This is a genomic window from Ruminiclostridium cellobioparum subsp. termitidis CT1112 (assembly GCF_000350485.1).
Classification (GTDB): domain Bacteria; phylum Bacillota; class Clostridia; order Acetivibrionales; family DSM-1351; genus Ruminiclostridium; species Ruminiclostridium termitidis.
In genome coordinates, this window is sequence record NZ_AORV01000026.1 from 324026 (window position 1) to 348090 (window position 24065).

Annotated in this window: 20 protein-coding genes and 1 pseudogene; 2 read left to right on the plus strand and 19 right to left on the minus strand. The window is 39.5% G+C overall.

Translation table 11 applies throughout. From position 1 onward, the window contains the following. Positions 1–84 precede the first annotated feature (84 nt). The 3 genes from CTER_RS08570 to CTER_RS08580 form a co-directional block, all read right to left on the minus strand. Positions 85–909 carry a BRO family protein gene (locus tag CTER_RS08570; protein WP_004624785.1) on the minus strand — a complete coding sequence of 275 codons (825 nt, stop codon included), beginning with the start codon at positions 907–909 and terminating at the stop codon, positions 85–87. Positions 910–1085: 176 nt separating this feature from the next. Beyond that, entirely contained in the window at positions 1086–1592 is a 507-nt protein-coding gene (locus CTER_RS08575; protein ID WP_004625093.1) for a hypothetical protein, read from the minus strand. Positions 1593–1954: 362 nt separating this feature from the next. Next, positions 1955–2509 carry a TetR/AcrR family transcriptional regulator gene (locus CTER_RS08580; RefSeq protein WP_004624926.1) on the minus strand — a complete coding sequence of 185 codons (555 nt, stop codon included), beginning with the start codon at positions 2507–2509 and terminating at the stop codon, positions 1955–1957. A 158-nt stretch (positions 2510–2667) separates the two neighbouring features. On the opposite strand from CTER_RS08580, the gene CTER_RS08585 reads away from it, so the two are divergent. Then, positions 2668–3600, plus strand: a complete 933-nt coding sequence (locus CTER_RS08585) for a ketopantoate reductase family protein (protein ID WP_004625016.1) — start codon at positions 2668–2670, stop codon at positions 3598–3600. A gap of 223 nt (positions 3601–3823) precedes the next feature. On the opposite strand, the gene CTER_RS08590 is transcribed toward CTER_RS08585, so the two are convergent. The 10 genes from CTER_RS08590 to CTER_RS08635 form a co-directional block, all read right to left on the minus strand. Further along, positions 3824–4159 (minus strand): hypothetical protein, encoded by a 336-nt coding sequence (locus CTER_RS08590; protein ID WP_004624821.1) that lies wholly within the window; start codon positions 4157–4159, stop codon positions 3824–3826. Positions 4160–4168: 9 nt separating this feature from the next. Further along, complete coding sequence (locus tag CTER_RS28245) at positions 4169–4327, minus strand: hypothetical protein (protein WP_165585954.1); 159 nt, start codon at positions 4325–4327, stop codon at positions 4169–4171. A gap of 178 nt (positions 4328–4505) precedes the next feature. Beyond that, positions 4506–5810 (minus strand): RNA-binding domain-containing protein, encoded by a 1305-nt coding sequence (locus CTER_RS08595; protein ID WP_004624882.1) that lies wholly within the window; start codon positions 5808–5810, stop codon positions 4506–4508. Positions 5811–6556: 746 nt separating this feature from the next. Beyond that, positions 6557–7066: a hypothetical protein gene (locus tag CTER_RS08605; RefSeq protein ID WP_004625068.1), complete on the minus strand. Its 510-nt coding sequence runs from the start codon at positions 7064–7066 to the stop codon at positions 6557–6559. A 324-nt stretch (positions 7067–7390) separates the two neighbouring features. After that, positions 7391–8329 (minus strand): DUF559 domain-containing protein, encoded by a 939-nt coding sequence (locus CTER_RS08610; RefSeq protein WP_004624780.1) that lies wholly within the window; start codon positions 8327–8329, stop codon positions 7391–7393. Positions 8330–8432: 103 nt separating this feature from the next. After that, positions 8433–10037, minus strand: a complete 1605-nt coding sequence (locus tag CTER_RS08615) for a restriction endonuclease (protein WP_004624891.1) — start codon at positions 10035–10037, stop codon at positions 8433–8435. 615 nt (positions 10038–10652) lie between these two features. Continuing rightward, positions 10653–11525 (minus strand): hypothetical protein, encoded by an 873-nt coding sequence (locus CTER_RS08625; protein ID WP_004624834.1) that lies wholly within the window; start codon positions 11523–11525, stop codon positions 10653–10655. A gap of 12 nt (positions 11526–11537) precedes the next feature. Further along, positions 11538–13265, minus strand: coding sequence for a LysM peptidoglycan-binding domain-containing protein (locus tag CTER_RS26870; RefSeq protein WP_004625080.1), 1728 nt, complete (start codon positions 13263–13265; stop codon positions 11538–11540). Between the two features lie 100 nt (positions 13266–13365). Beyond that, entirely contained in the window at positions 13366–13572 is a 207-nt protein-coding gene (locus CTER_RS28105; RefSeq protein ID WP_131469398.1) for a hypothetical protein, read from the minus strand. Positions 13573–13600: 28 nt separating this feature from the next. Then, positions 13601–13903, minus strand: coding sequence for an SEL1-like repeat protein (locus CTER_RS08635; RefSeq protein WP_040760560.1), 303 nt, complete (start codon positions 13901–13903; stop codon positions 13601–13603). 616 nt (positions 13904–14519) lie between these two features. Here CTER_RS08635 and CTER_RS29145 point away from each other — a divergent pair. Then, complete coding sequence (locus tag CTER_RS29145; RefSeq protein WP_341349514.1) at positions 14520–14633, plus strand: hypothetical protein; 114 nt, start codon at positions 14520–14522, stop codon at positions 14631–14633. A gap of 2 nt (positions 14634–14635) precedes the next feature. Here CTER_RS29145 and CTER_RS27505 read toward each other — a convergent pair. From CTER_RS27505 to CTER_RS08660, 6 genes and pseudogenes are all read right to left on the minus strand, one after another. Next, positions 14636–14757: pseudogene (locus tag CTER_RS27505) on the minus strand (transposase); the annotation flags it as partial. Between the two features lie 174 nt (positions 14758–14931). After that, a complete protein-coding gene (locus CTER_RS08640) occupies positions 14932–17262 on the minus strand; it encodes a hypothetical protein (RefSeq protein WP_004624906.1) in 2331 nt (776 codons plus the stop codon). A gap of 52 nt (positions 17263–17314) precedes the next feature. Then, on the minus strand, positions 17315–19981 hold the full coding sequence (locus CTER_RS08645; protein ID WP_004624956.1) for an alpha-L-rhamnosidase: 2667 nt from the start codon (positions 19979–19981) through the stop codon (positions 17315–17317). A gap of 23 nt (positions 19982–20004) precedes the next feature. Then, entirely contained in the window at positions 20005–22161 is a 2157-nt protein-coding gene (locus CTER_RS08650; RefSeq protein WP_004624772.1) for a hypothetical protein, read from the minus strand. 57 nt (positions 22162–22218) lie between these two features. Further along, positions 22219–23040, minus strand: coding sequence for a carbohydrate ABC transporter permease (locus CTER_RS08655; protein WP_004624883.1), 822 nt, complete (start codon positions 23038–23040; stop codon positions 22219–22221). After that, entirely contained in the window at positions 23041–24024 is a 984-nt protein-coding gene (locus CTER_RS08660) for a carbohydrate ABC transporter permease (RefSeq protein WP_004624880.1), read from the minus strand. Positions 24025–24065 lie beyond the last annotated feature (41 nt).

The following is a 24065-nucleotide window of genomic DNA, read 5'->3' on the forward strand; positions in this document are numbered from 1 at the left end:
GAAGATCCCCCCTAATTTAAAAATAGTTTATCTTATCCCAACTTCCAATTATAGACATAACTAGTACCAAATACAGCGATTCCACTACTCCTTAAGCTCCTTCATACTCTTTGCATTCTTGCTTGTTACAACTTTTTTTCCTGTCGTTTCTTCAAGTTGCTTTCTGGCTGCCTTTGCAACCTGACCACCTTGTCGAGCCACTGTCTTATTTTCTTCAAAGGTTTCCGGCTCTTTTTGTTTGGAAATTTCGGTAGTTGAAGCTTCTGCGAGCATATTCAAAACCAATTCGAGATTCGTCATATTATCCCGTAAACTTTCCTTTTTTAAGTCTTTAAGCTTCTTATATTCTTTAGTAGTTAATCCTGCCCAGGACTTAGAGATCTCGTCCGTTAATATTGCATATTCAATACCTTTTTGAACGCCTCGTTTATCCCACTCATCTGTCAGTTCTTTTCTGACTTCTATTGTTTTTAACCTTTGGTCAATCCACTCCTTTGAATATCCCTTTTTGAGATATGTTTCGAGGGCACGTTCAATTGCAAGTTCAGGATCAGCGATTTCGTCTATTCTTTCCTCTCCAACCTTTGCAAGCCATATTTTAAAAGGTTCTGCTTTTGGAGATGGGATTGACTGAATCAAACGCAGAAGTTGCTCCGTGTCGGCAACATCGGTCAACCGCATTTTTCCGTCTTCGGCTTTCATTTTCAACTGTCCGATTTTTTCGGACAGTTGACTCCCTTCTGAATTAAGTTTAGATTTCAGGTCGCTCCAATATTTCCGGGGGCGATCAGTTCCAGTCAGCACTTCAATAACGTCAATAATAGAGAAAAACCATTTTTCTTTTTTTTCATCCCATAAAACACGTACTCTTCTATCTTCAAATAATTTAATCGTATTCTCCTTATCCACCACGCATCCCCAATCTTTTTAAATATCGCTGTCTGAAGTATTTATATCAAATTCAAGAATCACTAATTCTTTGCTTATAATAATATATTATTCGATAAAATTTCCCATTTTCCTCCATAACATTATAAAAATAATATCTCTATTAGTATGCTTAACACTTTACGACATCACTGATTTTATAAACGATACTGTTCCAAGTAATCGGCGTATCTTCTCCGGACATACTCTACAAACTGCATTTGCAGTTCCTCTGTACGCAAGATTTTTACTTTTAAGCCCATGTGAAGCAACCATTTATTAGACTCATTTATAAAACTGCCTTCCTCCAGCAGCGATGCAGTGGAAACCGAACATAATGACCATATTTTCTGCAAAATTGCTGTACTTGCTTGAACAGTGAGGAATGCTGCATCTGCTACCAAATCTGCAATTATTTTCAACTCATGCTTCTCAAAAAGGTACGCTCCCATATAATTGCTACGATTGTGATTGTCACACTTGATAATTTTATATTCAACGGCTTTCAGAGCTTTCAAATCTCGCAGCACTGCCTTCCGCTCAGCGTCAACACCACATTGCATTAATTTGTTTATGATTTTCGTTGTGTTAAGAGGATGTTCAACATCTGTCCTTTGGAGCATTTCAAGAACCAGCAAAAGTCTTGGAATTTTTTTATTTTTCATCGAATTTCTACTTTGGGGATTCTTTTATTTAAGAATAGACCATAAATCCTCTATTTACAAACATTCTCTAAATATACTTTAATAAAAATCAAAAATGCCATACCATTTCTGGTACAGCACTTTTCAAAACTGTTTTCAATCCGCATTTTCGTAAAATCTGCATGAATACAAGGTTTGATTCAAGTTTTTTTGATTTTTAACCTTAATATACGCTCAATAAGATGCCGTACACGTCTGGTCTCCCCTTGACGGAAGCCTATATTTCGCATAAAGTCGCCTGGATAGGCCCTTTTTAGTTGATTTGTTGCCTACTTTTGCATTTCAATTCAAGTTAATAGTAAAAATATTATCAGCAAATTAAGTTAGCGTGATACAAGGTGCTTGGTGTATGGTTCCAGCAAAAACATAAGCTGCTCAGTAATTTCCTGAACATTGCAAGGCATAGAATTATTGATCCACCATTCCAATACGCCAATAAACCCAGAAGCTAAAAAATGAGTAGTTACACCATTTGAAAATGCGTGGTTCTCTGACTTTATACCGATAACCTCGGTTACCGTTTGCGCAATGATAGCATACAATCGGCTGCGGAAAAATCCAATTCCCTCATTACTAAGAAGCAACTTGTATATTGTAAAATTTTTCTCCAAATATTCAAATACGCTTTGAAATGCGCTTACGTCTAATTTAGTATCAGCGCTATTTGCACAGTGATGTAGCAGCTGCTCAACATATGTTTCAATGCACTTGTCAAGCAAGTCGAACTTATCCACGTAATGTAGATAAACAGTCCCTCGGTTTATGTTTGCACGTTTGGCAATGTCATTGATGGTTATTTTTTCAAATCCCTTTTCAGCCAAAAGGTCTATGAAGGTATTCATAATTGACTGCCTTGTTTTTTGTATTCTTCTATCCACAAAGTTTTCCTCCAGATATTCAACAGATTAGCACAATGTGTTGAGTTTTCAACAGTTGGAACAACTGTAACTATTGAAATTCTCTCCACATATCAGTATGCTAAGAATATCAAACACTTGTTGAAAAATCAACATGTGATTATTCAGGAGGATACGGTATGAAAATATTATTTTTGGGTCGCGGTGTTGTAGGAACGCTGTACGCCTGGGCGTTTGAAAATGCAGGCCATACCGTTGAGTTTTATGTTCGTGAAGGTAGAAAGGCACAATATGGTTCACATGTAAACTTAGAAATATGGGATGCAAGGCAAAGCAAGAAAGACCGACTGGTCAAAGAAAAATGGCCTATTGTAGCACATGAAGAAATAAGCGAAAATCACGACTATGACCTCATTTTTATGAGCGTCAATCCCGAGCAGGTATCAAGTGCGGTAAAATACCTTGCTCCTCGAGTTGGAAATGCAACGGTTCTTTTTTTCAATAACTTTTGGCGAGACCCTCAATCAGCTGTTCAGCCCATTCCGCTCAGTCAAATTGTTTATGGCTTCCCCGGTGCCGGCGGCGGGTTTGAAGGAAACACTCTTTATGGGGGGCTTTATAAGACAGTTCAGTTTGGAACATTTGAACCCGAGCCAACCAAAAGAGATTTAGAGGTCCGCAAGCTTTTTGTTGGAGCAGGCTTTAAGATAATGGTTCAAAAGGATGTTAAAAGTTGGCTCTGGAATCACTTCGCATTCAACGCTGCAATGGAAGTCGAAGTATTAAAAAGCGGCAGTTTTGAAAAAGTAATATCTTCACGCGAAGCGCTCGATGGATTAGGCCGGAACTTGAAAGAAATGATCCCTGTTTTGAAAGCAAAGGGCTCAAAACTTGATTTTTTGACAAGTGTGTTGAGCGGCCTGCCGCCGAAAGTCGTTAGTTTTCTTATGAGTCACGTTGTTTTTTCTCCGAAAAGCATGTCCTATGCGCTTGTGGCGCATAACCACTTTAAAGTTGGCTATGCCGTACAGGAAGTTATTACAGATGCCAGAAAGTACGGAATAAAGGCACCACGGCTTTACGATGTAGAAAGCTTAATTACAGAACAGTGAGCAGATCCAAGAAAAAAGGATAATGACGAAAAGACCTACCATCATAGAATAGTAACTACGACAGGAGGTTCTGTGACACTGTAAGGATAGCATCCTCGGCAGTCATTTGAATAGGGTTGTCCTCCATTCGTTTTGATATCATACATTTAGATCCCTAAAAAGGGCATAAAAAAAGCGGAGTATCTTCGTAAGAAAATACTCCCCGCTAAATTTCAGAGGTTACTTATATTCCGTAATGGATCATAAATTTATGACGCTGCATCGCTTCCTCTATTTTTTTAGAAAGGGCCTGCAACTCTTTTCTGCCGGTTAAGTCAATTATTTTCTTAAATTCGAGCAGCGATGACGGCGGTATTAATGTTATGCCGTAATATACGAGCCCGTTGCCCGGACGGAAAAGGGTGTGAATATAGGTTTCCAGTACACTTAATTCCCCGAGCAGGGGTTCAATGTAATCGTCGAGTATTGCAATGCAGCCATATTTTTCGGGGCAATATTCATCATACCTTTTATCTTGCTCCGGCTCCGTTTCAAAGATTCCAAACTCATGCTTTGCCATTCGATCACCTTATATACCATCGCCTGTCGGCGAGGTTCTCTGTGTTATGATTGTGTCTTCTCCGTATTTCGTATATATGCCGTTTTCTTGCCTGATGGCTGATACCAAGCTCATGATACCATTGCAGAACAGTTCATCTGGTAATATACAGTAGATGAATTCTCTCATATGCGCACTCTCTTTCTGCACATCAGATCGTCTTTTTGCATAATTTTATATGCGTTTTGTGCAGAACCTGCAAATTTATTCATCTTAATCCCTAAGTTTTGATACATACAGGCATAGCCGTAGCTATGGACACCTCCGGTTGATGCAGGCAGCATTTTATGGCACAGAGGTTTTCTTTCTAAATATTAGAATCCTTTCGTTTCACCTCATACCTTGTCAGCCTGCCATTGCCGACTTTTATGATAAGCCCTCTTTCCTGCATTTCTTTGAGCATATTAATGGCATGCGTCATACCGCTCCCCAAAGCTTCTTCAACATCAGAGCGAGCAATTTCTTTTTGACCTTCAAACAATCTGAGTATTGGCAGATACTTCTCCTCTTCTGCCCTTAAAGCTTGAGCATGAATATTAGGAAGGACTACTTTGAATGCGCCTTCAACATTTTCAAACTCAGGCCGTACCGGTAACCCCTTGTAACAGCTTAGGATCTTACTAATACCTGTTCCGTATGCCTCAATGAGCTTCATTCTATAAAATAGGGCTGCAAGCTTTTCATTCCTGGTTTGTGATGCTCCAAGCATAGCTGCCTCTAAGGATAATCCTGAGACTAGTCCACCTAACGAGATAATCTCTAAACGGTCAGAATAAAGGTTTATAAACGTACTGCCACTAAAAGAGTAATCCCTGTGAACAATAGCATTCAGCAATGCTTCACGAACGGCATCTTCGGGGTAATCTCTCTCATCTGTGCGCAATAAATCATGGAACGTAGCTTTTGTACCATTATAAAAATCAATGGTTTTATAGGCATCTGTAAGCTGGGCAAAAAGAGAACCACCAAGCTCTTTTCTATCTTTAAATACTAATTTATCTGTACCTTGAAAAATCGCAAATTTGATAGAATGTTTGCATTGGTCTGAAACAAGCAGCCCCATATTTGTGTAAATATTATCAGAAGATAGAATGCCTAAGTTTTTCATTTGTACTTCTGTAAATTCTAATCCTCTTCTTTTGAATTCCTCATTTAGTGTATTAAAAGTCAACTCTTGAGTCAGAGAACGATTTGCCTCAAAGGAATCACCATCTGTCATTTTTATCATCATGCGGATTGCATCTTCTGACGCTGGTGCGGATGTTGTTCCACTCCTAACATAGACACCTGTTGGTTTCAGTCCTTTATCTGACAGGTAATATGGCTTTTTTGTGCCCTGGCTGACAGTAAGCTTAATAAAAAACTTGCTATCTTCTCTCATTAACTCTATATTAATAAACATAGAGATATCTGGTCTGATACTGTCTCTTAATGAGTTAGATATCTGCTGCATAACAAAGTCGGCATTATCGAGACCAACAATTTCTCCGCTGTCGTCTACACCAATATAGATTGTACCGCCGTTTGTATTTGCAAAGGCAACAATTTCTTTCTTTAGATCAGATGTATAGACTTGCTTTAATTCAACTGTTTCACTCTCAAATAACTTCATAATACCGCTCCTTCTATCAGTTACTATCACTTCTAACACGATAGTAACACAACGAGTGGTAGAAAGCAAGAATAACATCCTGACAGCTTACGACAAGGGAATACTCTCATTATCTTTTATAATAATACAATATTTAATGCAATAAAGCGGAGCACTACATCTGTATAAAATGCAAAGTGAATCGACCTAGAATAGTTATTTTGGCACCAAATATCAAAAAAATTAACTAAAGACTTCTTTATCTCTTCACTCATAAAAGTTGATAAGTTAAAGGGCTTTGTATTGCAAAAGTGGAGAGCCACTGAACTGCTTGTTGATGCTTTGCATGAAAAGCAATTTACACATATTTATTGTACTATTGAGATGTATGATGATGTTTACAAAAGAACCCTTACCCCAAATGGTACTCTTCAAGAATTTGAGCAAAACAAAGACTATAGCACTAACTTTAGAAGAGTAGGGGGGCGGCATGCACTCTTTGTTTTTATAAGATTTTGCGGGGGCATGTGAGGCGGATGGAAGCTGCAGTAATTAACAGACAAGCACATTATTAAAGCCAATAAGCATATTAAAATATCTTTTCCATTATATACTAATCCGTTTTAATTTTCTACGAATTTTGAACTTTTTATCATTTTTGCAAACCTGTTGAATAATTATAAAATAAAAAAGCCGTTCAGGAATAAACTAATATCAATCAGTCCGCAGGCTATGATTTCCCAACTTTTCTCTCTCGAAATTGATACTCATACTGCTTGCTTCTTTTGTACAATACCATTTATGCTTACATATTCGTAAACTTCCTTATCAAATAATAAAATTGAATATTTTATATAGCTTTTTTCAGGTAGATATGAAATAAGACATCCGAAATCAAACTTATATGGGCGTCTTAACAAAGCTTGTATCTTTTGAATGTCATGTTTCGATTTATAAGTCTTTTTTGCTTCAATGGCCAAAAAATTGCATTTATTACTCCCTCTTTTATGCACAATAATGTCTGGACGGATTGACATCTGTTCACCATTTATTTCTACATATTTAGGGGCGTTGCAATTTTTGTTGTATTCGATATCCACATGAAAATTATCGATGTTGCGTCTTGTTATTTCTTTTTCAATATGTATAGCCAGCTTGTGATTAATGCACTCTTCCTTTAATTTTTTATGTAACAAATAATTGTCATGTTTAACAAGCTCAGTTAACACCTTCTCAATAATTTCTTGAATGGTTTCTATGCTTACTTTGTTCTCCATAGTGTCTATCAACCTCCATCCTAAAATCGGAGTGTAAGTAACTGCCTACTATAAGAAATAAAATATATTACTATCAATGTATCTTTCATATATTTGATCTCAAATCTAGTGAAACCCACATATTTAGTTCTATATACTCAATCAAATACTTCCCAAATGCTTTATTGAAAGCTTTATCAATTTCCGCTTCTGAAAAACCACCAGATAACCTCAATATCCCATTCCGCTCCAGCCGGAGAATGATGAAAAAATTCTTTTTATTAATTCTTCAGAAATTATCATTTATTATAAGTTTCTTCTTACATAATAGGTTACAAAATCTAATCATTTTTGGAGGAATTCTTTTATATTACTAAAGCATGCGTCAATGTTTCTGTTTATTTGAGTTCCTGTAATTACAACTAGCTGCCATCCTCTGTTTGCTGCAATTGTCCTTTTTATTGCATCATGATTCCTCTGCTCAACAGTTTTATGATATTCATGCCCATCAAGTTCAATCAATAGCTTTTTCTGTTTATGCCAGTTAATTATTGCGAAATCAAATCGAATATTCATTCGCTTAACTTCGTCAGTCGAAGGCCAATGTTCCAAGCTTTCTAACGCATACTCATCTCTAAATTTGGAGCAATAATACATAACTCTGTCACCACAGACCTCGGGAATAAGTGCTGGTGCAAGCGGGTTCGAATAATACATATTTAACCAATAATCATAAAAATTAATTTCTATTTCACTTTTGGATAATTCAATTAAAACACTCCCGAGATCTGTGTTGTATTTGCTTTTTAATTGCTGATTAACATGCTCCATTGTCCAAGGTACTATAGTGCTTTTCTCAACAATATCAGCTTTCTCATAGTCAGACCCGTTCTTCAAACCGTAGTTTAAATCATAAAATTTCGTCGTATCCCATCTATATCCTAACCTAATCCTGTCGAACAGAGGAGCCTTCTTCCTTGCTAATACCTTATGCTTTTCATATTTCCTATTAAATTTGTCCATTAAATATGTATTAGCATCGCTTGATACCATCCAAAGTTGTCCATCTTTATGAAGCGGAGCAATTTCTCCATCAATAAGCTCATAGTCACCATAACAGCCTCTCGAATGCAGTTTCTTCAAATATGCAACAAAATCAGCACATAATTGTTCTGGTGTCCAAACAAGATGGTCTCTAACATAAGAGTCCATATATTTTGCGACCACACCATTAATATGCATTTTTATCTTCGGTGGAAAATCTTCAAACTGTATTATTATCACCTCGATACTTCCTTTGATTGACTAAACACAAAACAACGATAAGTAGGTTGTCTACTCACTTAAACAATTTAGCATTTTAGCAACTTATCAGTTTAAACGATTCTTAATTATCTTCAGGGAAAATAATTCTTGCTTTTACTCCTACCTGATCCAACAAATACAGTAGGGCACCACCATCTATTAATTCTATTGGTTTATCCTTTGAAAAATCATAAGCATCTTTCCCGTAATTGCTTGTTGTTACAAGAATACCTTTATTAGCACCTTCATTCATCATAGTGCCATATAAATCCCGCACAGCAGAAACCCCAACTGGATTTTTATATCTTTTAGCTTGAATAACAACTTTGCCGCCCAAAACCGGTCTTGTATCAAATGCAATCGCATCAACTCCACCATCTTTTGTTGAACGGGTCTGTTTAGTATCAAGTCCCATCTTGCTGAACAAATTAGCTACAAGATTTTCGAATTCAAAAGGATTTAAATCCATCAAATTAGGTCTGTTGTCAAGTTCAGTAAGTACATCCTGCTGGTCCACAAACCTCTTATCTACCATATCGAATTCAACAATTGGCTTTACCGGCTGCAATTCATCAGGCCGAGGTGATACTGTGGCTCCAAGGTTTCTTAAGCAGGCTTTCTTTTCAATCCTTTTCAAATCGATTTCCGAGAACCTTTCTTTTACTACCCTGATTGAAATTAAGAAAGGCTTAATATCCTTCCCCGTTGAAGGGTCAACAGTTTCAACATATCCGTTGAATGTTACCAAATCAATAGCATTTCCTTGGTCGGCTTCAAACACCTCATGAATAGTTCTCAGACAAACAGCCGCTATAATATCTTGATACAACTCTTTTATTTCAGCTTGCTTTTTCTGCTTCCCCCCCACAGTATCTTTACTCTTGACATATTTATATTCCTGAATTGAAGGAATAGCTTCAACAGTAGGCAATTGATACTCGATTACCAATTCCTTTGAGTCATCGGCATAAGTGACTCTGAAATTTTGAGGAAATCCATCAGGGTATTGTGAGCGCTCCAAAACCATTGAATTATATGAAATTACCGCAGTTATATCTTTATTTTTATACGCTCGTTCAAATTCATCTACCTCTTTACACCTTTGCTCTACCTTTAAATTCCACGCACTTTTTTCTTTTTCATATTCTTCCTTGTACTCGTCAAGTTTTTGTTTGCGCTCACTTTCTGCTGTTTCATATTTTACTTTTGCAGTATTAAAATTCTCCTCAGCCTGATTTTTTTCTTTATCATATCGCTTCTGCCACCCAGGAATTAACTTTTTAAAAAAACCAGGGCTTTTAACAAGTTTCATAAAATCTTTAAACTTCGGTTCCCTGTTCGTGATCGTTAATGTAGGATGAGGGTTATACTTAGGACCTTCGTCATGTATTTTTAAAGAATCAAACGAAATTGTATCATTAACAGTCAAGGTATCCATCAATATATTAGATAAATCTGATATCCTTTCTTTTAAAACATCATTCATCTCGTCAACTTCATCAATCCTTGATTGCAAATACCTCTGTTTCTCTTCTTTTGCATTCAGCGCAGCTAGTCTAACTGCCTCACGTTTTGCTCTTTCGGCTTCTCGAATCTGCCTCTTTTGATCAGCTACAGCTAGCCTTTGTTGTCTTGCAGCTTCTCTGGCCATTGCATTTATAAGGGTTCCATATCCTCGCCTTCCCATTCCGTACCTCCCATAATGTAGCAAAAGGTTGTAAAATACATCCATATTATAACATATTCACTGTGATTTTTGTAAAAATATAGTTATCACAAAACTTTATCTCTTGTAATATTATGTATTTTTTTGTAAAATTGAAAGGTAAATTTGCAAACTGTAAATCATAAGGGGACAATAAATGAAGATTGATAAGACTAGCACTTTCTTTCTGTTCCTCTGTAAAATGAATGTATGTACCCATAGACTACCTCCTTTACTGCTTTTTCTACCGATACGATGAAACGCGGTCCTTTTTACTGGGCGACGTTTCAAGTAGGGGGGGGTTATGCTTAGTTTTGAATAATAGTGGTTCTTCATGAAATTAAATTTTTTCTCCATAAGTGATTCCTTTTGCATTTGAATTTTAGGGTAAAAAAATAACCCCTCGATTTGAGGGACATCCATTTCATTATTTATTTATGATTTAATTTTTGTAACTTTTGCCTAATTAATTCGTGTATCATCTGTATCTCATAAACCAATAACGCAAGTTAATTTTTGTGAGTAAAGAATATTTTAAGTATATTTTTAAGAAGACGGTTATCCATACAAAATTTTTATTTGAAGTTTATTGTTTATTTAATTCTGATACTTACCTTCAATCAAAATATATCCCATTGCTTGCGGTGCTGGAATAATTAATCCCAAAGTTCCATTATTAATGTAGAAATCATGTTTGTGAGTATTCTGATTGTAATTCTTTACATATTCTTCAACATATGAATTGTTTTCCTTTAAATTCTCAAAATTATTCTCAACAACCTTAAAATCTTTGTGTAGGTGGCTCTCTACAAAACTTTTATCAATTTTAAAGAACTCAGATAAATCCATTATCCTTTCTTTGTTCAAATCAATTGTTACTGAATACGCTAAATTGTTTGCCTTTTGAGGGGATTTTATAAATCCAGTAAAAAGAACACTTAATATTTCATTCGCCTCTATTATTCTATAATCAATGTTGTATTCTATATAATTTCTATTATTCATTACATCCCGTATATTAAGTACTTCTTTAAACAAAATATCATTTATACGCTCTTCTTTATCTATATCCTCTATATTATATAATTGTGGATAACAAATTGTTAAACTCTTTATCCATTCCTTATTCCCTTCCGGTCTGGGCATATCTTCATTTTTTAGCACACTGGGAGCAACTCCATAATCTTTATTTGTTATATAATGTTTATGGTCAAAAGATGCTTTATTATCTTTCTGTGAAGGTTGTTTCTCTTTCATGTTTTGAGTAGACACAACCTCTTTTTTTGATGTACTTGATGAAACTTTTTCTAATAATTCTTTTGGTTCAGAAGATATGCCACTATTTTTTGTTGAAGACTCTATTCCGTTTTTAAAACTATCCTCGTCAATTACATTTTTATGTCCACAAGAAGTCAATGTAAATAAAGTAAACGATATTAAGATGATTTTAAGTAATAAATACTTTTTCAATATATTCTCCTCCTAGTTTATAACCTTTATTACTTTATCATATGCAGCTCTACGGTCTTTATAAGAATCAGTCCATTTGTTTACTACCTTAGTAACATCATCCACAGGAGTTTTTTTATTTGCGCTGGTCAAACCATTAGTACTCCAAAAATAACCAGCCGTTTCCCATGCATAACTTTTTTTAACATATTCACGTCCAACATCCACAATATCTGTAAATTCTTTTATATTATACCTTTTCTTGCCTGCTGCTGCAACAATCTTATTATATGCATTAAATATTGTATTTTTATCGTTACTTTTTGGATTTTTGTAGGTGGCGACTTCCTTCAAGTCTGGGTATTGTTGTAATATCATATATGTGGCAAAAGCTGCGTAAGCATAATCCCATGTCATCTGAATATATCCCACTCCACTATATTTTTTTCCATATTTTTTACTATTTAAGTACTTATCAGAACCTAATTCCACCACAGATTTGCCATATCCTGTTTCAATACAAGTTTGTGCAATAAAATGCTGTATATTTTCCACATTAGTAATTCCGTATTTCTCTAGAACTCTATTTAAATCTTTTCCCATTTCATCAGTAACAGTAGTGTTTATATAAATTTTCTGTAACTGTTCCTTAGTTACATAAGTTTTATCCTTCTCCTTGCTAGTATCTTCATTTTCCTTATTATCGTCAACGGTCGAGTTCTCTATCTTCTCAGTCTTATCTTTCGTTGTTTGCCCATCACTTTTTTCCTCTGGCTTTGCGTTAGCTGTCAATGGTATTTTTAATACCTGTCCTACCTTAATAATTTCATTTTCACTTTTTAAATTATTTAACTTCACCAGCTCGCTTATGGATACCTTAAATTTGAGTGCAATCTTGCCAAGAACATCCCCATCTTGAACAACATATGTTTTCTCATTTGATTTCGCTCTTTGTATAATCTTTTCTTCATTCAAGCCAGAATGTTTTGTTTTAAGGCCTAGCTGCTGAATACTTGCATGACTGGTGTATTCTTTAGTTGCCATCCGACCCATAATATCAGCTTCTTTTTCAAGATCAGCATTGTCGTTTACAAGTGCACCCGTTTTCATTTGCATAGTAGGTTCAACTCTCCCCTGCTTTTGCTGTACAGCATGCCAACCCTCATGAGGAAGATGCTTTTCCTGTCCAGGAGCGATATGGATATCATTTCCCTGTGTATATGCCAATGCTCCAACCTGCTGTGGCTTATCGGAGTTCTGATGCACTTTTACATCTGAGAGATCAACACCTGATAGTTCTTCAAGTCCTTCTCTCAAATTATGTTGCATGCTTGATCTTGAAGCTGAAGCATTGTCATCGTCCTTTTTCATTTGTATTGGAGTCTCAGTGCTGTTGTCCCTTGAATTTGTGTTTTCTTTTTCCCCATCTAAATCTTTTTCATTTTCAGAATTTGATCTTCCTAATGCGGTCGGCTTCACTGCAACATTAGTTTGCCCTATCTTTCTTTGCTGTTTGCGTAGCCTTGCTTTCTCTCTTGCTGCTACTGCTTGCCTGTACCCTATAATTGATTGCAAAAACAAGAATTCTTCTCTTGTTATGGCATCAGGATCATTAAGCATCATCTGCAGCAATTTCTTGTAATCTGTTGTTCTTACATTTTTTTTATTTTCAGCAGGCTTACTCTTATGATTATTATTCATAGGATTATTTGTCCTGCCTAAAGCTGGCTCTGGCTTTTTTACTAGCATCTTGGTCTGCATTAAATCACTCCTTAAAAATCTACTCAAATATATGTAAATTTTTAAGAGTATTTAACATCCATATTTTGAAATTAAATATATTTATTATATATTACAATTATTAAATCAATAGACTCCTCTTCAAATCTTCATCCTTATACCCCTGCCCCGCCTTCTTCTCTCTCATCTTCTTCATCAGCTTGCTATCTACATTGAATCCAACTGCACTCTTAGCAGGCATTGGCACATTATTCTCAAACATCCTCCCCACATGATACATAAGCCTCGAAATTCCGAGTGCCACAGAAGGTTCTCTGAACTTATCCATATTATCCAGAAAGAATCGGGCGTACTCATTACCATTCTGCTGACAACGTAAGCCATTTTATTGCAAGTTCTTTGTTCTTCGGTATGTCTTTCCCAAGTAGATAAAGCTTTCCCAAAATGTATTGAGCAAAGGATATTGTTGAAAGTCGATGCCAGCCGCAGGCAAAGCGATCCACGTAAGCCAGTAAAATTCCCGTGATCACGGTGCGGCCTAGATGTAAATCCGGCCACGCTTTAAGCGCGAGATGGGTATCAGTGGTGAGCAACTGCTTATGAGCGAGGCCCCCAGACGATGAGTGTGGGGGCAAAGACCAGGTCAAACGGATACGCATTACTTTACCTCCGCAGCGGACTTTCACCGCCAAGAATGTACACACTCAAAAAAGTCCTCCAGCGCAGCTTAATAGCAGTGGCAGAGAACTTTTATCATCCGGTGCTTATCCTGAATGCTTATACTCATCTTCAATCGGGACAATCACATCCTCACAGCGCTTGATTTTAATATTGAGACGTTCAAGGCTGTCCTGCACTTCAGCAATGCGCTTTTTCTGAAGATCTCGTTCTTCATTTCGTCATCAGAACCACGCACTCAACGTGCCTTGGGTAGACAAAAATGCAGTCATGAAAACCTAGTTATTCCTTGACGGCAGAGTATCTTTCTGAAAATCCGCCCTGAGGTCTTCTTTGAGGTCTTCTTTTTTGAAGATTTCGTTTCACCAATTAAGGGAATAACATCATTATTATCTGGTTCTACTATAAGCAGTAATCTCATCATACTTTAGAGTTTTTCACTAACACTCTAGCAAGCGCAATCTTTTTCATTTGTCCGCCCGAAATATTATTTCCATCTTTAAATAAAATAGTATCATCTGCTTCTTCTAAAGAATTTATAAAGGAACACAAATTTGTCTTTTCTAATGCGTCACTATAACAAGCAGAGCGGAAATCATGATAGATAAACTGCAATTCTCTTTCAGCACAGACGGCGAGCATTTTGAAAAGCTTGGGCCTGTTTTTGATATGACGGCCCTTTCGGACGAAGCCGTCGATTACGGCTCATAGCTTCTTAATATTTGACCTATATCTGCTTTTATTTTTCCGTATATTACCTGTCTACGGTATTTTGGTGCAAACACTATATGATATTTGCAATTATATTTGCTGTGTGTAAACTTTCACTATCCATCTGGATAACCTCCTTATTATTGTAATTGCGGTTGGCGAACCTGCAACTATTTTAAAGGAGGCTTTTTATTTTCCACTCATAGCTATAAGCTTTCCGGAACCACACGTAGAACGTGTGGTATTCGTTTCACAAGAAAAATGCTCCGTCTCAATTGCGGCGGAGCATTTTATTGATTTATTCCGTTCCGTTAATTAAAATTTTATTCTTTAGTTGTTCAGGTGAAAACTCACCGATGACCCTGTCATTGATTTTAATAGTATATTTTCTCGAGTTGCGGGAAAATACCCGCATGGAAAACGGGCTGTTCTCTTCCCGTCCGACAAAAGTGGCATCTATGAGTATCTCATCCCCGTTTACTTCCACCTTTTTGACGACGCATCCATCTATACCTGTGCCGAAGCCACCGTCAGCATCAATGGCCATTGCACCCATCTCCGCATCCAAATATTCTGCAGCAGTCAGAATAACACCTCCGCCCCATAAAAGACTTGAATCATATTGCATTCCTTCATAACCGCAATGGGCCCAGTTTTCATAGGGTAAAACCTCAAATCCCGCATGCATTGCAGCAACACTGCGCTCCAGATATTCCTGCTTTCCGGTAGCCAGATAATACTGATAAAGCAGCATGGCGCAAAGTCCTTCCCTGACATCACTCCACTCATTATCAGCATTTTGAACCGTAAATCCGCCGAAGGAATTGATATGAAGCAGTGGATGGTTCCAAAGCTGCTGTGTTAAAAGGAGATAGTCCGCCATCTGCTCTGCGAGCTTCAGGTCGCTTTCCTTTTGCGTAATGTGGTAACGCTTCAAGTATGCAATTGATGCATGGATTTGAGACAGATTACACTGTGGATACTGCGCCGTAATGGAATCATAAAAATCGAAGTCCTTCCTCGAACAGGATAAAAACGTCTCAAGATCAAACCACCTTTTGCGCGGAATCACGTATTCTGTAATGAAATCCAGCCCTTTCATCCCCACAGCAAGATACTGTTCATTTTTTGTGATCTCGCCGATTTCCATTAAAAACAGCGCACTGGTTGCAGTTTCGGCATTAAAATCACGAAACTGAACCCTGGATGGATTCCCATCGTCATCATACCATGACGGAATACAGCCGTCTTCGTGCTGCCTGGCAATCAAAAAGTCAGCATAGGGCTTGCAAAATTCCAATATATCCTCCATGCGCCCCGGGAATGCTTTTGTACCCCATTTTAGCATAAGCCATGCAGTCCATGACATATGCAGAGTATGAAATTCGTTACGGTATCCTGCCCATCCGTCATCCTTCAGCCAGGTTTCACTGCCGTCAGATTCATAGTAGCATATAACAGGAAACATACCCATCGTGCGCGGCGCGGACAAGATATGGTTCAGGATCTGTTCCGCTCTTTCCATCCATTTATGCTTCCCGGACGACTTTCCATATAAATAAGTGCCGTAGCCGGTAACAAACTCCTGCAGCCAGCACGCATACCAGAGATCATGCTTGTGATCGGTCCGGCTGAACCATTCTCCCTGACGTCTTCCTGTTATTCCGCCCACGGTTTTTCCGTCTTTGGTATAGGAGAAATAATCATTTTCCGCATTTTTATCCCATATCTCAAGCTGCCATTGCTTAAGCGTCTTAACATCACGAAAACGCGGATTGTTAGGCAGACTATGCTCCAGCTCCATTTGAGGAGCTCCGTACCGCTGCCACAGATATCGCACCGCATAGCGATAGCCAAGCTTCACAGGCTGCGGCGATACAATTATTGAATAACTGTAGGTGATCTCATCACCGGTATCGAGTACAACCCTGCAGAATTCTGGATTAGATCCCCGTACAATATGCGAATGGCCGGCCTCACAAGGCTTGTCAGGGGTCATTCCCTGTCCCACGATCACGCCATATGACATCCATGGATATCTGTCACGTGTAACATCCAGATCCATCCCAAGCGGTGCCTTGTCCAGATCTTCCTTTTTTACGTTTTCGAGTCCCGGAACAATCCCCGCAAATATTTCACCCTGCTGCATCATTACAATTGGTGTCCTGAAGTTGTAGTGGGACACAAAGTCGGCAGGTAATGTTTTAATCCTCTGGCTCCACACAAAGTCCAGCGGACCTGTCAATGTATCATCCTGCTCGCGTCGGTCAGGAAGGAAGTTCCACTTATCTTCCAGTGCACGCAGCGTAATTTTCTTCTTCACACGAAACGTCACGGTAAAATCAACCGCATCCGCTTTTTGTGAAAGCCGAATAGTACGGCTCACAGTATAATCAGGATGTTCAAGACAAATCCGGGCAGACTCACCTTCCATCTTAACATAAGGTTCTGTGGGTTCTTGTGCAAATGCTGCAAAATGGCGTTCATCCGTCGGTATGGTCACAAAGGGTACTGAGCACAGAACCGGAACCCACTCTTTGTCTGATTTGACAAAAATACGCTCACAATACAGATTTTTAACATCACACTGCATACGAATTTTATTATTATCTATGATGTAATTATCCATGTTAACCTCCCCCAAAATTTACTTCTATGCTGCGGTGGTATACGCCGCCTCATTATTCCAATAAAAAGCTGTAACTTCCGCTTAGAATCTCAACCACATACCTGTCTTCACAGGATTCTACAGAGGTAATTCCCTGGCATAAAGAAGCGTTGTTGCTGTAATCGCAGATGATGCTACCCCCCTCATACAGCTTTGCCCCTTCAACCGCAAATTTTTTTGGAATGATTACGCTGGCCGAAGTGTTAAACGGAATCTCCACATTCAACATTAGGCTCTCGTTCTCTTTTTTCCAGTGTGTTGAAACATGCCCTGCCATAATATCCATTTCTGTTTTTGCATATTCAAGCTGTGATGGAATTGTCGGCGCAATCAGCAACTGTTGATATGCTGCTGTGTCGTCAATGAAGCGAATCCCTCCCAAATACTTGTAGAACCATACGTTGCAGGCAGAAAGCATGGGATGATTCTGGGAATTCATGATGTTATTGTTACGATCTGCCTCCCAGCGCTCCCATATGCTTGTCGCTACCTTCTCCAGCATATACCCGAAGCTAGGCGACGTTTTCTGTGTCATAATGGTATATACCAAGTCCTCATAGCCGTTCTCCGACAATGTTTCAACGATGGATTTCGTCCCCATGTTGCCTGTGGTCAAATGGTAATCGTGTTCAGCCACGTTTTCGGCTATATTACGCATTACAGCTTCCCGGTATTTTTCAGGCGCCAGCCCAAGGGAAACAGATAATGTATTGGAGCTCTGGCTTCCCATATCGTATTGCGAGGCAGCTTCATTAAAGAAACGGGCATTGTACTTTTCCTTTATGGCGGCTGCCAGATTCTCAAAATACAAAGCATCTTCATCGTGACCAAGAATTCCGGCCATCTGCTTGAGTTGAGTCACCGAATAATGCAGGTATGCCGTAGATACGAGGGTAGCTGTTACATGCTTCGAAACCGCACCTGCTCCATAAGGCTCCGGATAGCATTCCTCCACCGGGCATGCCCATTCGCCGAATCCTGTTCTTGATATAAGAAGGTCGTCGGCTTCCTTTAGTAAAACTTCGATATAACGTTTCATGCTCTCATAGTTTTGTTCCATAACTCTCTTATTACCGTATGCGCGATATAAAAGCAGCGGCAGGCTAATCGGGGTATTTACCTGCGGGTCGCACGGGCGCCTGCCCCAGCGGTGCGGAGCCGTGTCTGCAAAGTATCCGTTTTTATCCTGCGTATCAAATACATCTCTTGTCCATTTTTCGAAAAAGCTTGATACATCAAAATGGTAAACACTGCCTTCCGCTCTTGACGTGGTGTCAGTGGTCCAGCCATGTCTTTCATCACGCTGACAGCAGTCGGTAGGTATACTGTGCATATTGCAGGCGTCAGTATGCCACATGACGTGAACCAGTCTGTTCAGAAATTCATCACTGCATTCAAATTCAGCATTCTGTTTTAGATCGCTTCGGATAAATTCCATCTGCATTGATTCAATGGACACAATGCCGGCGGTCTCTACTGTGAAATACCTGAATCCATGGTAGGTGAAACGGGGCGCGTATTCTTCAATACCTTTACCCCCGCGCAGAATATAACTATCCTGGCAACGGGCTAAACGAAGATATGACATTTCCAGATCACCATCAGGCTTCAGCACCTCTGCAAATGTTAATTTCACCTTCGCTCCGCGCTCACCTTTTACCCTGATACGTACCCATCCGCTTTGGTTCTCGCCTACATCAAATAATTCTCTACCGTCAGGCAATGTTTTTATATGCTTTGGTATAGTCACCCCTGTACACCGGATCGGAGTAGATATCTCTCCCACCAGCTCTCCTCCCGGCGGTTCGATAATTGTTGCCAGACTCCAGCCTTCCGGGCGCTGATGCTCAATTAAAAATGTATCTTGATATTCTGGCGTATCCCAGCCGTCTTTTTCCAGTCTGGCGTCATAGTCCTCCCCGTCATAGATACTGTTGTATACAATAGGGCCTTTTGCAACGCACCAGCCTATCCCCCAGTCAGTATAAACCTCCTGCCTGGTGCCATCCGCAAACTCGATATTGATCTGCAGCAAAGCTCTTGGTGTGCCCGCCCATCCTGTTCCCAGAATGATGCCGACGCTATTCAGCCCGATCCCTAATCCATCCGTAACGTCATAGGCAGAATACAGCAACGTTTTACTGTAATCCGTCGCACCCGGATCCAGCAATTTATCTCCGACCCTGTCTCCATTCAGGCGCAGCTCATAATATCCTATTCCGCATATATATGCTCTCGCTCTTACCGGTTCTTTTTCAACCTTAAAAGAATAGCGCATTAGAATGCCATTTCCGATAAGCCCACCCAGGAAGCCCATCCAGCGCCCCTTCCAATAGGAGGGATGCAGGAGCCCCATTTCAAAATATGCAGGTTCGCTAAATTGGGACATACTACCCTGTTCATCCCATATCCTTACCTTCCAGTAAACTCTCTGCGCGCTGTGCAGCTTTTTCCCTTCATACGGAATACAGAAGAATTTTTCACTCTCCATCTTGTCGCTGTCCCACAAATCGTAGTCGCCTGACTTCAGTTTTTCCTCATCTGATGATGCAACTACCTGATATGCAACCTGGTGCGCACCTCTGCGGAAATCACTGCCCATCCAGCTAAGTACCGGACGGGCGGACTGAACTCCCAACGGATTTTCAACATATTCACATCTGAGCCCGACTGGCCGCATAATATGATACCTCCATCAAATTGTTATTCAAATCTCACTGACCCATAGCATGGCACATCATATACTCTGATCCTGACAAAACCGTGTTCCGCCGGCTGAAGCAGTTCATATTTCAGCGGATCTCCTGAGAGCGTATAAGTAGAAATACGTTTTACATTCTCCTGCTTAATATCAATAGTAACAGTTTGCGGGGTAGTTCTATGCTGCTTTGCATCGTAAGCATAATTAAGAATATGAACCACAGTCCCGTTTTCAGTGATTGCCTTTTGCAAATAGATATTGTTATTATCAAACCCGATTGTTCTGTGTTGATCATACTCAACACAGAATGACTCTATAAAGTCCTCAAAACATCCGGGATCATCATCCCTGTTTGCTATTACGGAATATTTTTGATCATCAAGGTGTTTTAACGCATCCGGTATATTACATGCATAGCTTCCATAAACAAATACCGGTTTGTGCTGTGCGTACTCCCTGATAATGCCGGTCTGGTTTTCCGTAAGGTGACTGCAATCCGGAACTACAATCATGTCAAAGGACGACAAATCCTCACCGCTGAACGTATCCGGCACCATCTCATTATCCCCGAGCACAAGCACATCATACGGGATCTGCCGTTCGGTCATCTTTTGCGTTATGTCCAAAAATGGCATCTTTGCTGCACGCTCATCATAAGCAACAGAGTAGGAAAGTAAATCATCCTTATCGGTATATACCAGATTTTCTCCCTGCCCGCATTGCCAGTCACGCATCATATAGGAAGAATAGCTGTACAGCACCAATACATTTGCGCCGGATTTTTTGCTGAACAAATCATCATGACGATATATGAAATCCTGCACCTGCTGCCCGGTTTCATAAGGAGCATGGAAACTATCCCTTGTTTTATTGCCCATCCATGCACCATAGGGAAATGCCATACTGCATCCGTGCACAACAGCTTCCATAATAAACAGACGGTAATAATCATCAGCCTGTCCACGATGGATCAGCTCAACAAATTTCGGCATGAATCCGTCATAGGGGCTTTCAGCCAGAATCAACGGTTTATCCCCTGTATAACCGACAGCCAGCCGCATCCAGTTATGACGCTTGAAGACCGTACGACGCAGCTCGGTAATGCAGCAATCTACATCCTTCAGCGATGGAAAATACATCAGATGCATGTTTGAAAAGTTCCCGCTTACCTTGATGTCTGTTTCCTTCTGTCGCTGTCCATATTGTTTTACAAAGGAAATAATTTCCTGTAAATGCACATTGTGTGTCTCCACCAGGAACTTCCAGTAAATCTCCGACAGCGGTATGTTCATTAAATCCTCAGGCCACGCTATGTTTCTCTCCCGCAAATACAGGCCGTAATCGAAGCTGTCTAAATTCAGGCCTTCCATTTCGGGCGGCAATTTGCCCTTTCCATTTAGTTTTTTAAGATAATAACGGAATTGCTTCATACAGTCCTTGCAGAAGCATCCCCCATAGCCAATGGAGCAGATCGGCGTTTCGGATTCATCCAGTTGTATAGCCATTGCGCCGGCATCAATCTGAATTTCAATAATCTTCTTTAGATACTCTCTCCAAACCGGGTTATTCCGGCACATACCGTAGCATGTCTGGCTTAATCCATCGACCTCAACCCAGTGACTGTGGGCAGCCTTCCCATACATATCCCGTGTGGCGCATTCCTCCCACAGATCTGTTACCTTTTCTCCCTCGCTGTTAATCAGCCCGTCAGGGAAATAATCTTCGAAGGCTTTATTGAATAATCTATTGTACCGGTTATTTGTAAACTCTCTCAGACCGTACCATTGTGTGTTTTTATCCGAACGGATCAGATTCATTTCCAGGATCCGTGACTGATCTTCGTTTAAAATAACCGGAAACTCCCATCCCTGAGCCTGATATACTACAGCATACGGTAATATTCCTCTCTTCAGACATTCCTCATTAAATTCCTTATCATTCAAAAAGCCATGGAAGCGTAATTGCGGAGAAACTTCTCCATAAATCTGCCGTTCCAGAAACGGCAGCGAGATCGCACCGCTGCCCATCATGCTCCAGGATAACATTGTAGCATGATTTTTTGCTAATTCCTCCACCATCCCGATATGCTTCATGGTATGGACAGGATGACAGTTTGGTCTTCCCGTCAGCCATCCATAACAATATACTGCTCTTTCCATAATAACCTCCTGCATTATCGTTTTTTTCAATCGGATCTGCGGTATTTTGCCCCTATGCTATCCTTTCACTGCCCCCATTGTAATACCCCTGATGAAGGATTTCGAAGTGGCCATAAAAAGAATCAGCAATGGGACTGTTCCCAGTACAAGGGCGGTGATCTTTGCCGCCAGATCATTTCTGTAGGCTGAGTTAAGATTAATGATTCCAATTGGAACCGTATAAGTCTCAGTTTTATTCAATACAATAAGGGGCACCAAGAATGAGTTCCAATTTGTTACAAAGTTCATGAGCGCCAAAGAAAATATGGCCGGTTTGATACATGGCAAAGCAATTTTGACTAAGATTCCCGGCTCCCTTGCACCGTCAATACGTCCGCTTTCGATAAGCTCGTCAGGGAGGGCGCCCGCAATATAATTTCTCATCCAGTAGACACCGAAGCCGGTAGCTGCAGGTGGAATGATAAGGGGCAGCAGTGTATTCATCCATCCGATTTTTTTCATTTCTACAACGAACGCAACCAGCCCGAGCTGAGTTGGAACCATCATCGTCACCAAAATAAATTTAAATAGAAAATTCGCGCCTTTAAATTTGTATTTTGACAGGGCATATCCGCATAACGTGCTGACAGCAAGTGAAAGGATAGTGGCACCGACAGATACAATCAGGCTGTTTTTATAAAATATCTCAAAATGCGCATTAAATACCGTCTTCAGGTTTTCCATAAAATACCCGCCCGGCAGCAGAGGTATTCCTTTGTATATATTTTCGCTGTAGTGAGTGCTCATCATGATCATGGTGTAGAAGGGAAAAAGAACAACTAAAGCAAGTACAAACACAAAAAGTGTCAAAGCAATCGACTTCATTTTTTTCGTTTTCACCTAAATTTCCCCCTTCCTTTTATTTCTATTTATAATCAGCAGAGCGACACCCGAGAATACCGAAATAAAAATAAACAATCCATAGGCAATCGCCGCACCTTTTCCATACTGCATCTGTGTTCCGAAGGTTGTATCATAAAGATTCCATATTGCGGTCAGTGCAGCCCTTTTAGAACCTCCAACCGTCCCTGCTCCGCCGCTTGCAGATGTCCATGGCGATAATAGCACCTTCGGCTCATCAAACAATTGGAAGCCCCAGATTATATTCATAATAATCAGAAATTCAATAATCGGCCGCAACATTGGTATCGTAATTCTGGTGAACTTTGTAAAGCCGGATGCACCATCCACATCCGCAGCTTCGTATAGCTCGGTGGGAATCCCTAAAATCCCTGCATTAAAGAATATCATATGATATCCAAGATACTTCCAGCAAATCATCAAAATAATGACCACCCGCATAAGGGCGGGCACTCCAAGGAAATTGATACCACTGTCTATCGCACCTACTCCCACTAATATTTTGTTAATCATACCGGAATTCCAGTCAAACAGTAAGCTGAATAATACTCCTATTGCTACCGGAATCGTTATATAGGGTGAAAAGGTCGCAAGCCGTAAAAAACTGCTGCCTTTTAGAAGACTGCTGTTTAAAATGGCCGCTAATAAAATCCCGCCTATTATTACGATTGGAATGTCAAAAGCCATGAAAATCAAAGTGTTGCCAATAGATTTCAAAAAATAGGGATCTTTGGTAAATATATTTACATAATTGGCAAATCCAACAAATTTGGACTCTCCGAAGCCACTCCACTCTGTCAGGCTGATTACAAAGGAGTATATAATGGGATAAAAGTTAAACGCCAGATAAATCACAAAAAATGGTAGTACGAAAATATACGGCCAGACATGTTTCCCCTGTATTTTTTTCATTCTGACTGTCAATGCCGGCTTTTTACCCGCACTTTTTATATCACCAGACATATTGTACACTCTCCTTTTTCAGTGAAAAAGAGGGCCCCGGT